13 protein-coding genes are annotated in these 13758 nt (G+C 68.8%); 6 read left to right on the top strand and 7 right to left on the bottom strand.

The genetic code is table 11. The features are described from left to right. Nucleotides 1-115: 115 nt before the first annotated feature. From NNI01S_RS10820 to NNI01S_RS10795, 6 genes are all read right to left on the bottom strand, one after another. Nucleotides 116-673 carry a MerR family transcriptional regulator gene (locus NNI01S_RS10820; protein ID WP_039797830.1) on the bottom strand — a complete coding sequence of 186 codons (558 nt, stop codon included), beginning with the start codon at nt 671-673 and terminating at the stop codon, nt 116-118. A 188-nt stretch (nt 674-861) separates the two neighbouring features. Beyond that, a complete protein-coding gene (locus tag NNI01S_RS10815; protein ID WP_039797829.1) occupies nt 862-1335 on the bottom strand; it encodes a bifunctional nuclease family protein in 474 nt (157 codons plus the stop codon). 158 nt (nt 1336-1493) lie between these two features. Beyond that, nucleotides 1494-2297 (bottom strand): transcriptional regulator FtsR, encoded by an 804-nt coding sequence (ftsR, locus tag NNI01S_RS10810; RefSeq protein WP_063019919.1) that lies wholly within the window; start codon nt 2295-2297, stop codon nt 1494-1496. A gap of 95 nt (nt 2298-2392) precedes the next feature. Beyond that, complete coding sequence (odhI, locus tag NNI01S_RS10805; protein WP_043690204.1) at nt 2393-2878, bottom strand: oxoglutarate dehydrogenase inhibitor Odhl; 486 nt, start codon at nt 2876-2878, stop codon at nt 2393-2395. Nucleotides 2879-3046: 168 nt separating this feature from the next. Further along, nucleotides 3047-3445 carry a glycine cleavage system protein GcvH gene (gene gcvH / locus NNI01S_RS10800; protein WP_063019918.1) on the bottom strand — a complete coding sequence of 133 codons (399 nt, stop codon included), beginning with the start codon at nt 3443-3445 and terminating at the stop codon, nt 3047-3049. Between the two features lie 42 nt (nt 3446-3487). After that, nucleotides 3488-4081, bottom strand: coding sequence for a CDP-alcohol phosphatidyltransferase family protein (locus NNI01S_RS10795; protein ID WP_063020096.1), 594 nt, complete (start codon nt 4079-4081; stop codon nt 3488-3490). A gap of 218 nt (nt 4082-4299) precedes the next feature. Between NNI01S_RS10795 and NNI01S_RS10790 the strand changes: the two genes are divergently transcribed. From NNI01S_RS10790 to NNI01S_RS10780, 3 genes are all read left to right on the top strand, one after another. Continuing rightward, nucleotides 4300-5994, top strand: a complete 1695-nt coding sequence (locus NNI01S_RS10790) for a GMC oxidoreductase (RefSeq protein ID WP_063020095.1) — start codon at nt 4300-4302, stop codon at nt 5992-5994. 50 nt (nt 5995-6044) lie between these two features. Further along, the gene (locus tag NNI01S_RS10785) at nt 6045-7442 is read left to right on the top strand and encodes a DUF2252 domain-containing protein (protein WP_063019917.1); all 1398 of its coding nucleotides are present in this window, start codon (nt 6045-6047) and stop codon (nt 7440-7442) included. A gap of 112 nt (nt 7443-7554) precedes the next feature. After that, nucleotides 7555-8451 carry a nuclease-related domain-containing protein gene (locus NNI01S_RS10780; protein ID WP_063019916.1) on the top strand — a complete coding sequence of 299 codons (897 nt, stop codon included), beginning with the start codon at nt 7555-7557 and terminating at the stop codon, nt 8449-8451. 27 nt (nt 8452-8478) lie between these two features. Here the strand turns inward: NNI01S_RS10780 and NNI01S_RS10775 are convergent, their stop codons facing one another. Then, entirely contained in the window at nt 8479-10431 is a 1953-nt protein-coding gene (locus NNI01S_RS10775; RefSeq protein WP_063019915.1) for an acyl-CoA dehydrogenase family protein, read from the bottom strand. A 102-nt stretch (nt 10432-10533) separates the two neighbouring features. Between NNI01S_RS10775 and NNI01S_RS10770 the strand changes: the two genes are divergently transcribed. Genes NNI01S_RS10770 through NNI01S_RS10760 form a run of 3 tightly spaced genes read left to right on the top strand, consistent with a single transcriptional unit; the run spans nt 10534 to nt 13750 of the window. Beyond that, complete coding sequence (locus tag NNI01S_RS10770; protein ID WP_063019914.1) at nt 10534-11187, top strand: TetR/AcrR family transcriptional regulator; 654 nt, start codon at nt 10534-10536, stop codon at nt 11185-11187. Beyond that, complete coding sequence (locus NNI01S_RS10765) at nt 11187-12119, top strand: ABC transporter ATP-binding protein (protein WP_063020094.1); 933 nt, start codon at nt 11187-11189, stop codon at nt 12117-12119. The genes NNI01S_RS10770 and NNI01S_RS10765 overlap by 1 nt, the downstream gene beginning before the upstream one ends. After that, a complete protein-coding gene (locus NNI01S_RS10760) occupies nt 12116-13750 on the top strand; it encodes an ABC transporter permease (RefSeq protein ID WP_063019913.1) in 1635 nt (544 codons plus the stop codon). Before NNI01S_RS10765 ends, NNI01S_RS10760 begins: the two co-directional genes overlap by 4 nt. Nucleotides 13751-13758: the final 8 nt, after the last annotated feature.

The raw sequence follows: 13758 nt of genomic DNA, 5'->3' as shown, positions 1-13758 counted from the left end.
CGGCCCCTTGTCCCCGCCGGCGGCGCTGTCACACACCACGGCCGGGGAGGCTGCGCGCCTTACCCGGCCGTGGGAAGCGTTCGTTCCTGATGTTCCGCGCTGAACTGGGCGAATTCTAGCCCGTCTTGCGGTTCATCCGCGCCTTCCGACGGAACGACAGCTCGTCCTCCGGGCGTTCGGTGATCGCCGACGCGCGCTCCGCGGGGAAATTGGCGATGGCGCCCGTCAGCTCGCGCATGGCGCCGCTGACGGCGATCCCGAAGACCCCCTGCCCGCCCTGCAGTAAATCGACGACCTCCTCGGCCGAGGTGCACTCGTACACCGAAGTGCCGTCGGAGAACAGGGTGATCCCCGCCAGATCCTGCACACCGCGGCTGCGCAGATGATCGACCGCGATCCGGATGTTCTGCAGCGAGATGCCCGCGTCGAGCAACCGCTTGACGATCTTCAGGACCAAAATGTCCTTGAACGAGTACAGCCGCTGACTTCCCGAACCCGCGGCGCTCCGGATGGAAGGCACCACCAAACCGGTGCGCGCCCAGTAGTCGAGCTGCCGGTAGGTGATTCCGGCGACCTGGCACGCACTGGGAACGCGATAGCCGACCAGATCGTCAGGTACCGAGTCGTCGGGGAACAGGCCTGGCTGTACCACATCCTGCGATTGCTCTGCCACTGACCACTCCCTTGCTTCGCCGACGCATTCCCAGCCTCATCGATGACCCGGCTCCGTCACCGACCGAATCGGTGCGGATTCGGCCGAAACGGTCGTGGCCCAACTGTCGAGATTACTCCCCACCGATTGTCCAGGGAGCGGCGTCATCGAGCCAAACGCGACGCGCGGGAAAAGTCTCGACCTCTACTTCAGCTATCGGTCGCCTTGAAGTCGTCGGGGGAGACCGACTCCAGAAACTCCTTGAACTTCTCCACTTCGTCCTCGCGCTCGTCCGGCATCACGAGGCCGGCTTCCTCGAGAACCGACTCCTCGGCATGGATCGGGCAACCCACCCGCAAGGCGATCGCAATCGAATCCGACGGCCGCGCCGAAATCCGCAGATCGTTCTCGAAGACCAGATCGGCGTAGAAGGTGCCCTCCTGCAGATCCACGATCCGCACCTCCTTGAGGGTGTGCCCCAGCTCGGTGATCAGGATCTTGATCAAGTCGTGCGTCAGCGGGCGGATCGGGGTCACCCCCTCCTGTTCGAGCACGATCGCCGTCGCCTCGGCCTGCCCGATCCAGATCGGCAGATACCGGTCACCCGCCACTTCGCGGAGCAACAGCACGGGCTGGTTCTGTGGCTGCTCGACACGGATGCCGATCACGCGCATTTCGCTCATCGCACTGCCTCCCATACTCGCCGCCGGCCCGGCATGACCGCTGCAGAGCTAGCCGTACCACGAGTCTAGGCGAACCCGCACCGGTCCAGCGATCCGTCTGCACAGCCGAAATCACCGTGTTGGGTCGCCGAAACCTACGGAACAGGGCCCGCCGGGGGTCATCCCCCGAGCGAGCCCCGGACCGAGGACTTCACCAGACAGGTGTGCAGGGTCAGCGACAGCGCGGCCAGTTCGCGCACCGTCTCCTCCGCTCGGGCGCGCGCACCCGCGTCCCGGCTCTTCGCGATCGGGGCGACGATCTGCGCCACTAGCGCGGCCTCCCGGTCGGCGGCCAGCTTGAACGCACGCAGATGCCGTGCCTCCAAACCGAATTCGGCCATCGCCCGCGCGGTCTTGGCCAGCGTGACCGCGTCCGCGTCGAAGTACCCCGCCGGGCCGGGCGTGATCAGGTTCGCCCGGATGAGGTCGTTGAGGAACTTGTCCTCGATCCCGGCCTGGTCGAGCAGATCGGCCCGGGTGATCCGGATTTCGTGATCGAAGCGCAGATCATCCGGGGAGATCTCGCTCGGCACGACGCCGAGCCTGCGAGGCGCCGCCGCCGGGCGCACGCCACGATCGGAATCCGGTACGGCCGGTCCGGCCTCCGGTGTGCGCCGCCCGGACTCCGGCGTTCCGGGCCGGGCGGAGTGCGCTCGGGCGCGGGCTTCCCGCACGCCGAGCGTCGCCGCACCGCTGTCGATTGCCTCGAGCTGTTCCTTGATCACCTTCAACGGCAGGTACTGGTCGCGTTGCGCGGTCAGTACGAATCGCAGCCGTTCCACATCCGCGACGGAGAACCTGCGGTAGCCCGAAGGCGTCCGCTCCGGCCGGATCAGGCCCTCCGCTTCCAGGAAGCGGATCTTGGAGATGGTGACGTCGGGAAAGTCGGGGCGCAGCAGGTCTAGCACGGAGCCGATCGACATTCCTCCGCGTGCCCACTGCGCCGCACCGGTCACAGCGCTGGGTCCTTCATGACTCCGAGCCTTTCATGAGTGGGCGCGACCCGGCGCCGACGCTGTCACAGACTCCCCGCACCCGCCGACGAGTCGGTCACCTGGGCGCGCGGCCCGGTGAGGAACACCAGCCGGAACTTACCGATCTGTACCTCGTCACCGTTCTGCAGTTCCGAGGAGTCCACCGGCTCCCGGTTCACGTAGGTGCCGTTCAGGCTGCCCACATCGACGACCTGGAACGAATCGTCGTCCTGGCGGAACTCGGCGTGCCGACGGCTGACGGTGACGTCGTCGAGAAAGATGTCACTGTCGGGGTGGCGCCCCGCCGACGTGGTCGGCTGATCCAGCAGGAACCGCGAGCCCGCGTTCGGGCCGCGCTTGACGACCAGGAGGGCCGCGCCAACGGGCAGACCCTCGACCCCTTGGACCGGCTGCTCGCCGGTCGGCTCTCCGGAGCGCGACGCGTCGACCTCGTTCAGGAAATCCGCGCGGAAGACCGACGTCGTCTCGGCCGCGGTCTCCCCGTAACCCGGGTCTTTGTTCTCGCTCACCGTTTCTCTCCTCCTCGAACCTGATTATCCCTGCAAGCAGGTGATACCTCTGGTACCACGACCTGCCGTCGAGTCTCTAGATTCCCGGCGCGACCGCCGGGTGCATCTGTTGGCATTGACCGTACCCTGCCGGGCCGCACCCGTGCAGGTAGAACTGGGAAGGCTGCTTCAGCCCCCGATAACTCCTTGATAACCTGCGGCATCCAGCAGTTCACCGAGCGTCGCGTCGAGTTTCTCCGCATCGCCCACCTCCAACTCGAACAGCCACCCGTCACCGTAGGGATCGGTGTTCAACATCTCCGGCTCCGCGGTCAGCGTGTCGTTCACCGCAACGACTTTCGCGCTCAACGGCGCGTAGATGTCGGACACGCTCTTGGTCGACTCCACCTCCGCGATGCTGTCCGCGGCGGCCACGTCCGCACCCGTCTCGGGCAGCTGCACGAACACAACGTCACCGAGTTGAGACTGGGCGTAGTCGGTGATGCCGACCAGAACCCGAGTCGGGCCGATCCGGCGTACCCATTCGTGCTGCTCGGTGTAGCGCAGATCCTCGGGGGTCTGGGTCACAGGCCGTCCTTTCGTTTGAACGTTGCACGCAAACTCTATCGGCTACGCCCTCCGATGCCCCACAGCCGGTATCGCTCTTGCGACCGCGATGGCCTTGCCGGTATAGAGCACGCCGGTCCAGACGTAGACCGCGGTGCCCCAGATCAGTAGTGCCCCGCCGAAGGCCCGCCCGAAACCGGCGGCAGCCCAGTCCATCTGGCCGGCCAGCAGCCAGGGCAACGCGGACATCAGCGCGAAGGTGGCCGCCTTGCCGAGGTAGATCACATCCGGAGGAGGCAGGTCGCGGCGCTTGTACACCGACAGTGTCGCGGTGAGCACGAGGTCGCGCCCGACCAGGATCACCGCCACCCACCACGGGATCAGGCCGCGGATCACGAAGGCCGCCAGCGTGGTGACCAGATAGAGCCGGTCGACGAACGGATCGAGCAGGGCTCCCAGCCGGGAGGACTGCTCCAGCAGCCGGGCGAGCTTGCCGTCCAGGAAGTCGGTGACGCCGCTGACGACCAACAGAGCGAACGCCCAGCCATCGGCCCGCTCGATCAGCAGCAACCAAAGGAACAGCGGGACGCCCAGCAGGCGCAACACGCTCAGCACATTCGGCACGGTCAGGATGCGGTCGGCGAAGACGCCCCGCACTCCGCCGTCGGCGGCGCGCTCCTCCGGTTGGGTTGTGCCCGATTCGGTTGTCACGCCCCGTGCATACCCCACGCACCCGGTTCCTCGCCATCTTCAGGTGCCGAATTTCCGGATCTCGGCCCGGCATGCCCGTGCGAGGATGGTTTCCGCCACAGTGCGACGGTGACAGAATGATTTGAAATATTTCTCACCGAGTGGCCGGTGAGCGAGAGGAAGTCATGTCCGCATTCGACTACGACGTGGTGGTGATCGGCTCCGGTTTCGGCGGCAGCGTCAGCGCCCTGCGGCTCACCGAGAAGGGTTACCGGGTAGGCGTGCTCGAGGCAGGCCGCCGATGGAACGCCGAGGACATCCCGCGCACGAATTGGGATGTGCGCAAGTCGATCTGGGCGCCGCGCCTGGGCCTCACCGGTCCGCAGCGGATCAGCTTGCTCGGCAAGTGCGCCGTGTTCTCCGGCGCGGGCGTCGGCGGCGGCTCGCTGATCTACGGGAACACGCTCTACGAACCCCTGCCCAACTTCTACACCGACCGGCAGTGGGCGCACATCACCGACTGGCGCGCGGAGCTGGCGCCGTACTACGACCAGGCCAAGCGCATGCTCGGGGTCGCGCCGAATCCGCGCACCACCCCGGCCGACGAGGTGATCCGGGAGATCGCCGAGGACCTGGGCGTGGCCGACACCTACCATCCGACCGAGGTCGGTGTGTTCTTCAACGAAAGCGATCCCGGCACGGAGGTCGACGACCCCTACTTCGGCGGCGCGGGTCCGCGCCGCACCGGCTGCGTGCACTGCGCGCGCTGCTTCACCGGCTGCCCGCACAACGCCAAGAACACCACCACCACGAACTATCTCCACCTGGCCGAACAGGCCGGTGCGGAGGTTCACCCGCTGACCACGGCCACCGCCGTGCGGCCGCTGCCCGGCGGCGGATACGCCGTCGGCACCGAGCGGTCCGGCCGCTGGATCCGCAAGCACCGCAGAACCTTCACCGCCGAGCAGGTGGTGTTCGCGGGCGCCGCGCTCGGCACCCAGAAGCTGCTGCACAAGATGCGGGACGACGGCGTGCTGCCGCACCTGTCGCCCCGGCTCGGCGAACTGACCAGGAGCAACTCCGAGGCCATCCTCAATGTGGTCAGCCGCGCCCGCCGCGACTTCGCCGAGGGCATCGCGATCACCTCCTCCATCCACCCGGAGCCCGACACCCACGTCGAGGTGTGTCACTACGGCAAGGGCCAGAACGCGCTGTTCCCGATGTCGGTACCCATCGTGGACGGCGGCGCGTTCCGCTTCCTGCGCTTCCTGCTGGCGATCCTGCTGCACCCGCTGGTGTTCCTGCGCAGCCTGAACGCACGGCACGCCTCGGAGAAGTCGGTGATCCTGCTGATCATGCAGTCGCTGGACAACTCGCTGACCTCGTTCCGCAAGCGCGGGCGGCTGCGCACCAGACAGGGCACCGGCGAGCCGAACCCGACCTGGATCCCGCTGGCCCACGACATCGGCAGGCGGTTCGGCGCGAAGGTCGACGGCGACACCCACGGGCTGATCATGGACGTGTTCGACATTCCCGCCACCGCCCACTACATCGGCGGATGCGTGATCGGCGACAGCCCGCAGACCGGCGTGGTGGACCCGTACCAGCGGGTCTACGGTCATCCCGGCCTGCACGTCGCGGACGGCTCGGCGGTGACCGCCAATCTCGGCGTGAACCCGTCGCTGACGATCACCGCGCAAGCCGAGCGCGCGATGGCGTTCTGGCCCAACCGCGCCGACCCCGACTCCAGGCCTGAGCTGGGATCGCCCTACCGGCGCATCGCTCCGGTGGCCCCGGCGCATCCCGCGGTGCCCGCGACGGCGCCGGGCGCGCTGCGCCTGCCGATCGAGCCGGCGCCGCCCCGTATCCCGGCGCAGTGAGGGCTTCACCACACCACATGGAGCGGCCGCACCGGCTAGCGTGAGCCGTTGTGTCAGACAGTGGTATCGACCTGCGCTCCTACGTGCCGGCGGAGGAGATCAGGGCTCGCGGACGGGCCCTGCGTCAGCGGGTTCCGGTCATCGCCAGGGACCGGGAGGCCACCAGTGTGCGGCGACCCGGCGTGCTCGAATTCGTCGCCGCGAGCAACGCCGGCCGGCTGCCGCACCTGATACCGCTGCGGATCGGGCGAATGATCGCCTCCCCGTTCACCTTCTACCGGGGCGCGGCCGGTCTCATGGCGGCCGATCTGGCGGGTGGCCCGGACAGTGGGCTCGCCGCTCAGCTGTGCGGTGACGCGCACGCGGCGAACTTCGGCCTGTATGGCACCGCGCGCGGCGAGATCATCATGGACATCAACGATTTCGACGAGACCGTACCCGGACCGTGGGAGTGGGATCTGGAGCGCCTCGCGGCCAGCCTGGTGCTGGCCGGGCGCGAGGCGGGCGCCGATGAGGACGAGTGCCGCACGGCGGCGCGCGACGCCGCCCGCTCCTACCGCCTGGCCGTGGACGAGCTGGCCGCGATGCCGTTCATGAGTTCCTGGTGCGCGCTGCCCGACGAGTCGGTGATCGCCCGCGCCAAGGCCGACGACCTGCTCGACGACTTCAAGAAGGCGGCCAAGAAGGCGCGCAAGAACACCAGCGCCAAAGTGGTCGCCAAGTGGACCGAGCACCTGGAGGACCACCAGACCGGTATCCGCAAGCACCGCTTCGTCAGCGATCCCCCGATTCTCACCACGGTGGACGAGCGCGTCGCGGAGGCGGTGACCGGCGGGCTGGAGCGCTACGCGGCCACGCTGCCCGAGTCGCGGCGCACCCTGCTGACTCGATTCGCGGTGTCCGACATCGCCTTCCGGATCGTCGGGACCGGCAGCGTCGGCTTGCACAGCTACCTCGCGCTGCTGCACGGCAACGACGGCGAGGCACTGGTCCTGCAGGTGAAGCAAGCGGCCGCGGCGGCACTCGCCCCGTTCCTGCCCACGCCCGTCGTGCGGCACGAGGGCGAACGAATCGTGCAAGGAGCCAGGCTCGTCCAGTCCGAGTCGGACATCCTGCTCGGCTGGACCTCCCTCGACCCGACCGGCGAGGGCGCCGAGCTGCCGTTCATCGTCCGGCAATTCCGCAATATGAAGGGCAGCATCGATCCCGCCGAACTGCCCGCCGACGATCTCGACGACTACGGCCGGTTGGCGGGCGCACTGCTGGCGCGGGCCCATTCCCGCTCGCTGGATCCGCGCCTGCTCGCGGGATACCTGGACGGGGACGAGCGCTTCGACGACGCGGTGGCGGCGTTCGCGGTGCGCTACGCCGACCGCACCGAGGCCGATCATGCCGAACTGGTCGAGGCGGTGCGGACGGGCCGGATCGACGCCGCGGACCCGGAGTAGCGCGCCCGCGACGCACGTCCGACACGCCGCCGCTCGGCACGGGCGCGGCGAATCCGTTGCGGCACCTCGTATCCTGTCCACTGTCGAGTGTCGACGTGAAGGGTGGCCGCCAATGCTCGTGCGAGTCCAGAACGCCGCGGGAACCAATGCCGAGCGCGCGCTGATCGATTGGCTGCGCACGTGGAAGGACTCCTCGAGTCCGCACGGTGTCGCGACGATCACCTGCAGCCTGTTCCACAAAGACCGGCTCCATCAGTTCGACGCGGTGATCTGGACGCCGACCAGCTGCGTGGTGATCGAAGCCGACGCGCTGGTCGCCCGGCAGGACGGTGTCCTCGAGGTTCCGTTGAACGGCGAGTGGACCATCAACGGCGAGCCGGTCGCCACCGAGAGCCGCGACCGCCGCACACCGCTGGACAAGTCGCGCGAGCACACCTTCGCGTTGCAGGAATGGCTGGCCGCCCGTGGTCTCGGGCAGCGCGTCGTGCACGGCGTCGCGCTGCTCGTCCCGCTGCCGGGCGCCCAGCTCCAGCTCGAACAACGGTGGGCCGATCCGAGTTTCGACGTGATCATCGGCGACGACCCGGGCCGGCTCCGGCACTATTTCGACGCGCTGGCCGTCCAGGAGAAGTTTCTCTGGACGGCCAACGACGTCGCCACCGCGTTCCGCGGTCTGGGCATCCTGCCCTATCTGCCCGCGCCGCAAGAACTGCTCAACGAGGGCTTCCTCGGCCCGATCGACATCACGCTCTGGCACGGCGGCCCGAACCAGGCGCAGGCGGAGGCCTACGCGGAGGAACTCGCGCAGGCCGAGCGGGATGCGCAGGCGTCCCGCTTCGCCATCCGCGCGCCGTGGTACAGCCCGTGGAAGTTGTATCCGCGAGAGTCCGGCGACCTGGACTTCGGCCGCGCGGTGATGCGCACCGTCCTGGTCATCGGCATGGTCGTCGCCTTCGTGTGGGTGCTGTGGTTCGTGGTCACCGCGCTCGGGACGTACGGACCGGGCTGATCGCCGGGAACAGGTGCGCAGGCCGGCCTACGACGAGGCCGGGAGCGGCTGGGTGCGCTCGAAGACGCTCGCGTCGTCGAGCATGGCCGCGCGCAGCATCGTTTCCGGCACACCCATGGCCTCGACCAGCGTCAGCGCGTGCGGGCGCAGCCGGTCGACCAGCTCGTTGACGCCGCGGCGCACGGCCTTCGCCCGATCCACCGACATGAACCGGTGCATGATGTACCAGGCCTGGTTCTCCTCGATGGTGGTGTAGACGAACAGGTCGCACATCCAGTCGGCGAGTTCGCGCGCGTCGGGATCCTCGATGTCGGCGATGCCCTCGATGAACGCCTCGAGCACCAGACGGTCGATGTGCGCCGCGCCCGCCGCCAGAATGTGGTCCTGGGCGTTGTTGAACGCCTCGAACGGACCGGTCTCCTCGGCCCTGGCGCGCAGCCGGTGCGCCGCGGTGCGGACCAGGTAGTCCTCGCGGTCGGCGAACAATTGCAGCTGCACGACCCGGCGGGACAGGTCGCCCTCGTCGATGGAGTCGTCCCCGCGGTCGCGCAGGGTTTGGATCAGCTGACGCACGCCGGACCGCTTGCGCACCACGTCCCCGGCCATGGTCGCGGCGAAACGCACCCAGCCCAGCGCGTCCAGGTCGCGCACCTCGTCGGCGTAGGAGGTGAGCAACTCCTTGGCCACCAGCTGGGTCAGCACGACGTTGTCACCTTCGAAGGTGGTGAACACGTCGGTGTCGGCCTTCAAGGTGACCAGCCGGTTCTCCGTGAGATATCCCGCGCCGCCACACGCTTCGCGGCATTCCTGGATGGCGCGGGTGGCGTGCGTCGTCTGCGCGACCTTCAAACCCGCGGCGCGCTTCTCCAGCGCGCGCTGCGCGCCCGCCTCGAGATTCTGGCCGGTCTGCACCAGATGCATCCGGCGCACCAGGTCGTTCTGCGCGAACGCGAGCGCGTAGGACTTCGCGACCAGCGGCAGCAGGCGGCGCTGATGGCTGCGGTAGTCCAGCAACACGGTCTCCACACCGGTGTCCGGGTCGGAGAACTGGCGGCGCTGCAGCGCGTAGCGCACCGCGATGCTCAGGGCGACGCGCGCACCGGCCGCCGCGGCGCCGCCGACACTGACCCGCCCGCGAACCAGGGTGCCCAGCGTGGTGAAGAACCGGCGGCTGGGGTTCTCGATCTCGGAGCTGTAGGCGCCGTCCGGCGCGACGTCGGCGTAGCGATTCAGCAGGTTCTCCCGCGGCACCCGCACGTGATCGAAGACGATGCGCCCGTTGTCCACGCCGGGCAGACCGCCTTTGAGGCCGTCGTCGTAGGTGGTGACGCCGGGCAGATCGGCGCCGTTCTCATCGCGGATCGGCACCAGCAGGCAGTGCACGCCCTTGTTCTCCCCGCCCGTGATCAGCTGCGCGAATACCGCGGCCATCCGGGCGTGCTCGGCCGCGCCACCGATGTAGTCCTTGCGCGCCGACGGCGTCGGCGAGTGCACCACGAACTCCTCGGTGTCCGGGTCGTAGGTCGCGGTGGTCTCCAGGTTCGCGACGTCGCTGCCGTGCCCCGACTCGGTCATGGCGAAGCAGCCGAGCAGATCCAGCGAGATCAAGCGCTCGATGTACTCCCGGTGCCGTTCGGTGCCGAGGTTCTCCACGGCTCCCCCGAACAGCCCCCACTGCACGCCCGATTTCACCCACAGCGACAGGTCGGCGTACGCCAGCATCTCCAGGCCGACCACCGCCGCGCCAGGCTCACTGGTACCGCCGTTCTCGCGGCGGAAGCCGCGCTCGGCGAATCCCATCGTGGAGATCGCCTTCATCTGCTCGAGCACCCGCGCCCGAGCGGCCTTGTAGTCCTGATAGGGATCGGCGGTGAACTCGTCCCTGGCCAGCAGGGTCCGGGCTTCCTCCCGGACGGCCGCCCAGGGCCCGTCGAGTGCCGCGCGTAGGTGGTCCGCCGTCGTTGCCGTGCCGCTAGTCATGTCTCGACGATAGCCCGGTACACGGGGGGCAAACCGTGACGCGCGACAAGTTCGCGGCAGGCCTTGCTAGACCGTTGAACGACTGTTTAATATACTGAACATGTGTTTAACCAACAGCCCGTTCCGCAAGGATCCGCCGAGGATCTGACCACCGCGGCCCGCATTCGCGATACCGCGATCGAGGTGTTCGGCGAACACGGATTCCAGGTCGGAGTCCGCAAGATCGCCGCCGCCGCCGGCGTCTCACCCGGGTTGGTCAACCATCACTTCGGTTCCAAGGACGGCCTGCGCGCCGCCTGCGACGACCGAGTCCTGCAGCTGATTCGCGACGAGAAGGTCAAGGCGATCACCGCGTCGTCGGTGAAGGCGGGCATGCTCGACGCCCTGGCCGAGGTCGAGTCGTACGCGCCGCTGGTCGCCTATATGGTGCGCAGCCTGCAGGCGGGCGGACCGATGGCGGAATCACTGTTCGAGCACATGGCCGCCGATGCCGAGGGCTATCTCGAGAAGGCGGTCGAGGCGGGCAGGATCAAGCCGAGCCGCGATCCGGCGGCACGCGCTCGCTACCTGATGATGCTGAACGTCGGCGCGACCATGCTGTACATGCAGATGCGCCAGCACCGCGACGAGACGATCGACTATCGCAAGGCGATTCGCGAGCTCACCGAAGAACTGACCCCACCGGCCCTGGAGTTCTACACCCAAGGGCTGCTCACCGATCCCACGATCTTGGACACATTCACCAAGGAGAAGTGATGTCCGACATCATCGAAGTCCGCGATCTGCGTAAGACTTTCGGTCACGTCACCGCGCTGGACGGCCTCGACCTCACCGTCGCCGAGGGCGAGATCCACGGCTTCCTCGGCCCCAACGGGGCGGGCAAGTCCACCACCATCCGGGTCCTGCTGGGGATCCTGCGCGCCACCGGCGGGCAGGCCCGGCTGTTCGGCCGCGACCCATGGGCCGACGCGGTCGCCTTGCACCGCGAATTGGCTTATGTGCCGGGCGATGTCACGCTGTGGCCGTCACTGTCGGGCGGGGAGACCATCGATCTGCTGTCGCGGATGCGGGGCGGCCTCGACGAGAAACGGCGCGACGAGCTGATCGAGCGCTTCGACCTCGACCCGCGCAAGAAGGCGCGCACCTACTCCAAGGGCAACCGCCAGAAGGTCGCGCTGGTCGCGGCGCTGGCCTCCGACGCGCGGCTGCTGCTGCTCGACGAGCCGACCTCGGGCCTGGACCCGCTGATGGAGCAGGTCTTCCGAGAGTGCGTGCACGAGGCGCAGGAGCGCGGCGCGACCGTCCTGCTGTCGAGCCACATCCTCTCGGAGGTCGAGGTGCTGTGCGAGCGCGTGACCATCATCCGGGCCGGGCGGACGGTGGAGAGCGGGTCGCTGTCGGACCTGCGCCACCTGTCGCGCACCTCGATCACCGCCGAACTGACCGGCGACGCGGGCGATCTGAGCCGCATCCCGGGCGTGGCGGACATCGAACTCGACGACCACACGCTGCGCTGCCAGGTCGACAACGAGCACTTGGGCGAGCTGATCCGGGTGCTCGGTGACGCCGGCGTGCGCAGCCTGACCAGCACGCCGCCGACGCTCGAGGAACTGTTCCTGCGGCACTACCACGTCGACGGTCACGACGCCGAGTCCACCGCGGCCACCGGGGAGAAGGTGCGAGCATGACCACCGCCCTCGCCGGCCGCGCCGCGGCGGCGCCGGCCTTCGGCGTATCCGGCGATTTCGCGGGCACCGGGCAATTGCTGCGGCTGTACCTGCGGCGCGACCGGATCGTGCTGCCGCTGTGGACGCTACTCATCGGCCTGATGCCCGCCTTGCAGGTCGTCAGCATCAAAGATCTGTACGACAACCAGGCTTCGCTGGACAGCTTCGCGCGCACGACGGCCGGCAGCCCCGCGCTGATCGCAATGTACGGGCCGGTGTTCAGTTCCGCGCTCGGTTCGATCGGGACCTGGAAAGCCGGCGCCATGTACACCATGATCGCCATCGCCACGGTGCTCACGGTGATCCGGCACACCCGGGTCGAAGAGGAGACCGGGCGCGCGGAACTGGTGGGCGCCACCAGCATCGGGCGTTTCGCCGGTCTCACCGCCACCCTGATCATGACCTACGCGGGCGCGTTGCTCGCCGGAGTCGTGTGCGCGGCGTCGCTCTACGGCGCCGACCTGCCCGCCGCGGGATCGGTGGCCTTCGGCGCCGCCCTGGCGGCCTCCGGCATCGTCTGGGCGGCCGTCGCCGCGGTCGCCGCGCAGGTCAGCGCCGGTGCGCGAGTGGCGCGCGGGGTGGCGTTCGGCGCCCTGGGCGCGGCGTTCGCCCTGCGCGCGGTCGGTGACGCCGGAAACGGTGTGCTGTCGTGGTTCTCCCCGATCGGATGGTCACTGCAGATCCGCCCGTACGCCGAGGAACGCTGGTGGGTACTGCTGCCCTTCGCCGCGCTCGCGATCCTGGGCACCGCGCTGGCGTACGCGTTGCTCGGCAACCGCGACATCGGTTCGGGACTCATCGCCGAGCGTCCCGGGCCCTCCGCCGCGGCCGCGGCCCTGTCCGGCCCCTTCGGTTTGGCGTGGCGGTTGCAGCGCGGCACCCTGCTGGCGTGGACGGTGGGCTTCGCTCTGTACGGCCTGCTGATCGGCGGCGCGGTGAACAGCGTCGGCGACATGCTCGACGGCAGCGCGTCCATCCGGGACATGGTCACCCGGATGGGCGGCTCACAGCAGCTGCAGCAGTCGTTCATCACCTACGCGATCACGATGCTGGCCGCGGCCGCGTCGGCCTACTCGATCTCCGCCGCCCTGCGGCTGCACGACGAGGAGACCACCGCCCGGGCCGAGGCCACGCTGTCCGGCGCCGTCGGCCGCGTCCGCTACGCGCTCAGCCACATCGGCTTCGCGCTGCTCGGCCCCGCCGCGGCCCTGCTGGTCTCCGGCGTCGCGATCGGGCTCGTGTACGGCGCCACCGGCGGCGACCTCGGCACGAAACTCGGCCAGTCGATCGGCGCCGCCGCTGTCCAGGTGCCCGCGGTGTGGGTCGTCACGGGCATCGCGGTCGCCCTCTACGGCCTCGCGCCCCGGTTCGCCCCGGTCGCCTGGGGCGTGCTCAGCGCCATGGTGGTGATCTTCTTCGTCGGCTCACTGGACGGACTGCCGCAAAGGGTGGTCGATCTGGTGCCGTTCGTACATCCACCGAAGGTGCCCGGCGCCGAATTCCAAGCTCGGCCGGTGCTGTGGCTGCTCGCGATCGCGGCACTGCTGCTCGCCGTCGGCGTCACCGCCTTCCGCAGACGCGACCTGCGCTGACACCGCCC

Source organism: Nocardia niwae NBRC 108934 = DSM 45340 (assembly GCF_001613465.1).
GTDB lineage: Bacteria > Actinomycetota > Actinomycetes > Mycobacteriales > Mycobacteriaceae > Nocardia > Nocardia niwae.
The sequence above is the reverse complement of the archived record's forward strand: the minus strand, read 5'-3'. Positions and strand labels throughout refer to the sequence as shown.

Excerpts from the sequence above, each read along its gene's own strand:
- NNI01S_RS10760 (WP_063019913.1), top strand. The coding sequence starts at position 12,116 with ATGACCACCGCCCTCGCCGGCCGCGCCGCGGCGGCGCCGGCCTTCGGC.
- ftsR (WP_063019919.1), bottom strand. The coding sequence starts at position 2,297 with ATGTCGATCGGCTCCGTGCTAGACCTGCTGCGCCCCGACTTTCCCGAC.
- NNI01S_RS10765 (WP_063020094.1), top strand. The coding sequence starts at position 11,187 with ATGTCCGACATCATCGAAGTCCGCGATCTGCGTAAGACTTTCGGTCAC.
- NNI01S_RS10780 (WP_063019916.1), top strand. The coding sequence starts at position 7,555 with ATGCTCGTGCGAGTCCAGAACGCCGCGGGAACCAATGCCGAGCGCGCG.
- NNI01S_RS10790 (WP_063020095.1), top strand. The coding sequence starts at position 4,300 with ATGTCCGCATTCGACTACGACGTGGTGGTGATCGGCTCCGGTTTCGGC.
- NNI01S_RS10815 (WP_039797829.1), bottom strand. The coding sequence starts at position 1,335 with ATGAGCGAAATGCGCGTGATCGGCATCCGTGTCGAGCAGCCACAGAAC.
- NNI01S_RS10775 (WP_063019915.1), bottom strand. The coding sequence starts at position 10,431 with ATGACTAGCGGCACGGCAACGACGGCGGACCACCTACGCGCGGCACTC.